7 protein-coding genes are annotated in these 6,377 nt (G+C 69.4%); 4 read left to right on the top strand and 3 right to left on the bottom strand.

The window, feature by feature from the left end:
- Together RWO33_RS18480 and RWO33_RS18475 are read left to right on the top strand one after the other, a co-directional pair.
- Window positions 1–1,535: DUF1631 family protein (locus tag RWO33_RS18480; protein WP_314106697.1), on the top strand; the 1,535-nt coding region annotated here is incomplete at its 5' end.
- Between the two features lie 219 nt (window positions 1,536–1,754).
- Entirely contained in the window at window positions 1,755–2,834 is a 1,080-nt protein-coding gene (locus tag RWO33_RS18475) for an NAD(P) transhydrogenase subunit alpha (protein WP_145481596.1), read from the top strand.
- 116 nt (window positions 2,835–2,950) lie between these two features.
- On the opposite strand, the gene RWO33_RS18470 is transcribed toward RWO33_RS18475, so the two are convergent.
- From RWO33_RS18470 to RWO33_RS18460, 3 genes are read right to left on the bottom strand one after another with little or no spacing between them, the layout of a single operon-like run.
- A complete protein-coding gene (locus tag RWO33_RS18470; RefSeq protein ID WP_314106694.1) occupies window positions 2,951–3,382 on the bottom strand; it encodes a DUF3106 domain-containing protein in 432 nt (143 codons plus the stop codon).
- 2 nt (window positions 3,383–3,384) lie between these two features.
- Window positions 3,385–3,711: a hypothetical protein gene (locus tag RWO33_RS18465; protein WP_314106693.1), complete on the bottom strand. Its 327-nt coding sequence runs from the start codon at window positions 3,709–3,711 to the stop codon at window positions 3,385–3,387.
- The gene (locus RWO33_RS18460) at window positions 3,708–4,271 is read right to left on the bottom strand and encodes an RNA polymerase sigma factor (protein WP_314106692.1); all 564 of its coding nucleotides are present in this window, start codon (window positions 4,269–4,271) and stop codon (window positions 3,708–3,710) included. The genes RWO33_RS18465 and RWO33_RS18460 overlap by 4 nt, the downstream gene beginning before the upstream one ends.
- A gap of 130 nt (window positions 4,272–4,401) precedes the next feature.
- On the opposite strand from RWO33_RS18460, the gene RWO33_RS18455 reads away from it, so the two are divergent.
- Together RWO33_RS18455 and RWO33_RS18450 are read left to right on the top strand one after the other, a co-directional pair.
- Entirely contained in the window at window positions 4,402–4,710 is a 309-nt protein-coding gene (locus RWO33_RS18455; RefSeq protein WP_068849390.1) for an NAD(P) transhydrogenase subunit alpha, read from the top strand.
- A complete protein-coding gene (locus RWO33_RS18450) occupies window positions 4,707–6,161 on the top strand; it encodes an NAD(P)(+) transhydrogenase (Re/Si-specific) subunit beta (RefSeq protein WP_314106689.1) in 1,455 nt (484 codons plus the stop codon). The genes RWO33_RS18455 and RWO33_RS18450 overlap by 4 nt, the downstream gene beginning before the upstream one ends.
- Window positions 6,162–6,377: the final 216 nt, after the last annotated feature.

Raw genomic sequence — 6,377 nt, 5'->3', positions numbered from 1 at the left:
GCTTTGCCGACCGCTGGGCGGCCAGCCGTGGCCGCATGCAGTCCGCGCAGGCGGCGCAGGACCGGGCCGGTGACGGCGCCGACGGCATGAGCGGCAACCAGGGCATGCTGCTGGAAGCGCTGCACGAACTGCTGCAGCAGACCCGGCACGTCCGCGAAGACGCGACGTCCGCGGCCAGCGTGGCGGTGGGCCAGCAACGCCCGCTCAGCCAGCGCGAGATGATGTCGGTGCTGTCGCTGCTGCAGGCCACGCCGAGTGCGACGCTGCGCGCGGCGATCGGCGAAGATGGCGAGTCGCTGGCGCAGCGGCTGAAGAGCGAGGTATTGTCGGGGGCGACCCGGCTGGGCGTGGACCCGGCGCAGGCGCGGCTGGACCCGCAGGACGAGGATGCGATCGACCTGGTCGGCATGCTGTTCGACGTGATGCTGGACGAGCGCGACCTGGAGGGACGTTCGCGTGAGCTGATCGGTCGCCTGGTGGTGCCGTTCGTGAAGGTGGCGATGCTCGACCGCCGCATGTTCGTGCAGAAGACCCATCCGGCGCGCAAGCTGCTCAATTCGCTGGCCGAGGCCTGCGAAGGCAATACCGGCGAGAGCCAGGCCGAGCGGGTGTTGATGGGCAAGGTCGAGGAGATCATTGAACGGCTGGTGGCGGAGTTCAACGAGAACCTGGCGATCTTCCTGACCCTGGAGGAAGAATTCCGCGATTTCCTGGCCCAGCACCGGCGCCGCATCGAGATCGCCGAGCGCCGCGCGGCGGAGACCCAGCGCGGGCAGGAAAAGCTGGAGGTCGCACGCAGCCGTGCGGCCTCGGAACTGGATTGGCGCATTGCCGATACGACGTTGCCGCAGGCGATCGGCGAGTTCCTGCGCCAGCCGTGGCAGCACCACCTGACCCTGGCGGTGCTGCGCGAGGGCGACGATGGCGCGTCGGTGAGCGAGGCGTTGGCGTTGGCCGACGGGGTATTGGAGGAAGTGGCGGAGGCGCGCCGGCACGTGGTCGGCAAGCCCTGGCTGCAGGCGTGGCACCCGGTGCTGCGCAAGGTATTCGCCAGCGTCGGCGTGCATGCCGACGGCGCTACGGCGGCGATCGATTCGCTGCACGACACGCTGCAGTCGATTGCCGAGTCGCGCCCGGAGCTGGAACGCGCGCTGCCGGAGCTGCCGCAGGTGGTACTGCCGGCGCCGCCAGCGGCGGACAGTGCGGGGGTCGAGCTGGGCGGCAAGGTCGACGTGACCGATTTCGACAACGCCGATGCGGACCGCTTCCGCGGGCTGGAGATCGGCAGCTGGCTGGACTTCGTGGACAAGGACGGCAAGGTGCAGGCCGGCAAGCTGTCCTGGGTAAGCCCGATTTCGCAGCGCCTGTTGTTCGTGAACCGCCGCGGCGTGCGTTTCTGCGTGGCCTCGCCGGAAGAGCTGGCGGTGATGGTGCGGCTGGGCCGCCTGCGCGCGCACATCGACGACGGCGCCTTCGACAGCGCCATGCAGGGCGTGATCGACCGCCTGGACACCAAGGGCGCGACGGTTCACTGACGTCAACTTCAACGACAGCGTTTCGGTTGCTACGTGCCGGCCCCCCGATGGTGGGCCGCGCGCCGGTAGAGTCGGTTCCCAAACGACTGCCATTGCACGTTCCGCGCCCGGTAACGCATGAAAATCATCGGCGTAGGCTTTTAATCTTCGCTGGACACCACCTCCCCCACGCGCCACTCAGGGTACGATCACCCCACCTACCGCTGCTCGGGGACATGCATGGCTGTCGAGGTGTTGGTACTGAGGGAACGTGCGCCGGGCGAACGGCGCGTGGCGATGACTCCGGAAACGGCGCGCAAGCTGATCGCGCTCGGCGCGACGGCCTGGTTCGAACCCGGTGCCGGACGTCTGGCCGGCTTCCCCGATGCGGCCTATCTCGAGGCCGGCGCGCAGTTGGCCGACGATGGGCGCCTCGCCCAGGCCGACATCGTGCTGTGCGTGCAGCCGCCGGAGACCGCGCGGCTGGGTGCGCTCAAGAACGGCGCCAGCCTGGTCGGCATGCTGCACCCGCAGGCCGATGCCGAACGGGCGGGGATGATCCAGTCGCGCGGGCTGCAGGCGTTTCCGCTGGAACGGTTGCCGCGCACCACGCGCGCGCAGTCGATGGACGTGCTGAGTTCGCAGGCGGGCATGGCGGGGTACAAGGCCACGCTGATCGCCGCGCAGCTGGCGCCGCGCTTCTTCCCGATGCTGACCACCGCCGCCGGCACCATCCGTCCGTCGCGGGTGCTGGTGGTGGGCGCGGGCGTGGCCGGCCTGCAGGCCGTTGCCACCGCGCGCCGGCTCGGTGCGCAGGTGGAGGGCTTCGATGTCCGTCCGGAAACGCGCGAGCAGATCGAGTCGCTGGGGGGGAAATTCCTCGACCTGGGAGTCAGCGCGGTAGGCGAGGGCGGGTATGCGCGGCCGTTGACCGATGACGAGCGGGCCGAGCAGCAGCGCCGGCTGGGTGAGCACCTGCGGCTGGTCGATGTGGTGATCTGTACCGCTGCGGTCCCTGGGCGGCCGGCGCCGAAGATCGTCACCAGCGCGATGGTGCAGGGCATGCGCCCGGGCAGCGTGATCGTGGATCTGGCGGCGGAAACCGGCGGCAACTGCGAGGCCACGCGACCGGGCGAAACCATCGAGGTGGACGGGGTGGTGGTGGACGGGCCGTTGAACCTGGCCAGCCAGGGCGCGGTGCATGCCAGTGAGATGTATGCGCGCAACCTATACAACTTCGTGGCGCTGTTCCTGAAGGACGGGGCGCTGGCCTTCGACTGGGACGACGAGCTGCTGGCAAAGACGCGCTGGGTGGCCTAGGCACGCCGCGTCCTCGCGCAGCCACGCAGGGCGTGGCTCTACCGTTGTCCCGTCGTCCCGTCGTCTCGTCGCCCTGTCGCCGTAGAGCCACGCCCTGCGTGGCTGCGCTTCAACGATCAGCGCTTCGGGGGTGCCGGCGGGAGCTCCTTCGCCGGGTTGGCCTTCAACCACTCCTGCCGCTGCTCCGGGGTCATTTTCTCCCAGCGCTCGCGCAACGCGTCGCGCTGCGCAGGGGTCATGCTGCGCATCTGCGCGAACAGCACGCGCGCCTGCTCCCGCTGTTCCGGGCTCATGTTCTCGAAGCGGTGGCGGCCGCGGCGGGCCAGTTCGCGCTGTTCGGGGGTCATGCCCTGCCAGCGCTGGCCATGCTGCAGCATGCGTTCGCGTTGCGGCGGCGGCGCGTCGTTCCAGCGGTCGCGCACCGGCGCGATCAGCGCCTCGCGCTGCTGCGGGGTGAGCTTGTCCCACTCCGGCAGCGCCGAAGTCTGGGCGCCGCTGGCCGCGCTCAGCGACAGCAGCACCAGCGCCAGGGTCAGTCGCGGTTTCATGTTCACTCCATTGCCAGGTCGGTGGCGCCCAGCCACAGGTACAGGTCCGGATTCTCGTCCAGCAGCTCGCTGCTGTCATCCGGGGCGACGGCGGCCATCTGCGCAGGCGGTGCGGCCGGCGGACGGGCGGTGAAGCTGATGCCCAGGCCCAGCGCCACCACCAGCGAACAGGCCGTGGCCAGCCACCAGCCGTGCGCGCGTGCGCGCTGCGGGGCCTGCCGTGCGGCGCGCAACCGGGCCAGCGTGGCCGGGGAAAGCTGGTCCACCGCGTGCGCGTGCAGCTGCTGCAGGGCGGCGTCGCCGGGAAGCGGGGTGTCGGGGCGGCTCACAATGCGATCTCCAGGTGCTGCTGCAGCGCCTGCCGGGCGCGCGAAAGATGGGTTTTGACCGCGCCTTCGCTGCAGCCCATGGCCGCTGCGGCGGTGGCGCCGTCGAGCTGCTGCAGCACGCGCAGGGTGAAGGCTTCGCGCTGGCGTGCAGGCAATTCACGCAATGCCCTGACCAGCGCGGCGTACTGATCGCGCTGCTCATGCGCCTGGGCCGGGCCCGGGCCGGGGTCGGCCCAGTCGATGTCGTGGTCGCCGGCCAGGTCGTCGCTGCTGCGCCAGAACCGCAGCCGGAAGCCGCGGCGGCGCTGCAGGTCGACCACGCGGCGGCGCAGGATGCTCCAGAACAGCGGAGACCACTCGCCGGCGGGTTTGTCGCGGTAGGCCAGCATGCGCAGCATCGCGTCCTGCACCGCGTCCAGCGCATCATCGCGCTGGCGCAGGCCGGCCTCGGCGAAGCGGAAGGCACGGGGCCCGATCCCGGCCAGGAACGCGTCCAGCGACACCGGCAGCGCGTCGTCGACATCGTCGGGCAGGGTCGGCAGGGAAGGGCTCACCAGCACAGGGTAGCGCTCGCGCAGGAGGGATACGGTGAGAACGCACCGACGCGGCGTCGGTTGACGTCGCTGCAGATCGGTTCAGCGCATGGTTATGATGCACGGGACGGGATGACCGCCTGGAAGAGGGACTGCAATGAGCGACGGGTTCGTGGCGTTGTACATCTTCATGCTGGCCGCGATCGCGGGCCACGTGATCATTTCGCGGGTGCCGGTGATCCTGCATACCCCCCTGATGTCCGGGTCCAACTTCATCCACGGCATCGTGCTGATCGGGGCCATGGTGGTGCTGGGCCACGCGCAGACCCCGCTGGAGAAGATCATCGGCTTCATCGCCGTGGTGCTCGGCGCGGGCAACGCGGCCGGTGGCTACGTGGTGACCGAACGCATGCTGGACATGTTCAAGCCCAGCCAGAAGCGCGACGCCGGGGAGAAGGCGCCTTGAACGTCTCCACCGCGCAACTGCTGCAGTGGCTGGTACAGGTGAGCTACCTGGTCGCCGCCACCCTGTTCCTGCTCGGCCTGCAGCGCATGGCCTCGCCGATGACCGCGCGCAGCGGCATCCGCTGGGCCGGGCTGGGCATGCTGATCGCCACGGTGGCGACCTTCTTCCTGCCCGACCTGCACAACGTGCCGCTGATCCTGGCGGCGGTGGCCATCGGTACCGGGGTGGCCTGGTGGTCGGCCAAGCGCGTGGCGATCACCGACATGCCGCAGATGGTGGCGCTGTACAACGGCATGGGTGGCGGCTCGGCGGCTGCGATCGGTGCGGTCGAACTGCTGCGTTTCTCGTTCCTGGTCAATCGCGATACCACCCACTGGAGCGAGCAGGCCATCGCCGAGCTGGCCGCCCGGCAGCCGTCGACGACGGTGCTGGCGCTGGCCATCATCGGTTCGGCGATCGGTGCGGTGTCGCTGTCCGGTTCGATCATCGCTTGGGCCAAGCTTGACGGCCGCCTGGACCGGCGCGTCATCTTCCCCGGCCAACAGGCGTTCAACCTGCTGGTGGCGGTGGCGGTGGTCGGGCTGGGGATCTGGGCGGCGGTGAGCCTGAGTCCGGTGGCGATCATCGGCTTCTTCGTGGTGGCGTTGGCGCTGGGCGTGCTGATGACGCTGCCGATCGGCGGCGCGGACATGCCGGTGGTGATTTCGCTGTACAACGCGTTCACCGGCCTGGCGGTGGCCTTCGAAGGCTATGTGCTGGGCAATGAGGCATTGATCATCGCCGGAATGATGGTCGGTGCGGCCGGCATCCTGCTGACCCGGCTGATGGCCAAGGCGATGAACCGGCCGATCAGCGGTGTGCTGTTCTCCAACTTCGGCGGCGGTGGCGCCGCACAGGAGATCACCGGCGCGCAGAAGCCGATCGAGGCCAGCGACGTGGCCGCGCTGATGGCGTTCGCCGAGCGCGTGGTGATCGTGCCCGGCTATGGCATGGCGGTGGCCCAGGCCCAGCACAAGGTCTGGGAACTGGCGCAGCGGCTGATCGAGCGTGGGATCAAGGTGAAGTTCGCGATCCACCCGGTGGCCGGGCGCATGCCCGGCCACATGAACGTCCTGCTGGCCGAAGCCGGGGTGCCGTATGACCTGATCGCCGACATGGACGACATCAACCCCGAATTCCCCAACACCGACGTGGCACTGGTGATCGGCGCCAACGACGTGGTCAACCCGGTGGCGCGCACCGACCCGGCCAGCCCGATCTACGGCATGCCGATCCTGGACGTGGTGAACGCGCGCAACGTGGTGGTGATCAAGCGCGGCAAGGGCACCGGGTTTGCCGGCATCGAAAACGCGCTGTTCTATGCCGACAACGCGCGCATGTTGTACGGCGACGGGGCCGGGGCGGCGAGCGCGTTGGTCAGTGAATTGAAGGCCCTCGACGGGGGGCATTGATCTTGGGCGATGCAAGGGCCGGCCAACGGCCGGCGCTACGAATTGGTACGGGCCCATTGAGATCTGGATCAATCCACCGATCTGGATCAATCCACCGGTAGCGCCGGCCGTTGGCCGGCCCATGCACACCCGTGACCGCGCGAGGGGCAACCACCCCCCACACACCACGCACACACCCCTCCACCGCCAAAAGGGGGACCCAGTGGCCCGCAGGGT

This window comes from uncultured Stenotrophomonas sp., from assembly GCF_963519925.1.
Lineage (GTDB): Bacteria > Pseudomonadota > Gammaproteobacteria > Xanthomonadales > Xanthomonadaceae > Stenotrophomonas > Stenotrophomonas maltophilia_AE.
The sequence above is the reverse complement of the archived record's forward strand: the minus strand, read 5'-3'. Positions and strand labels throughout refer to the sequence as shown.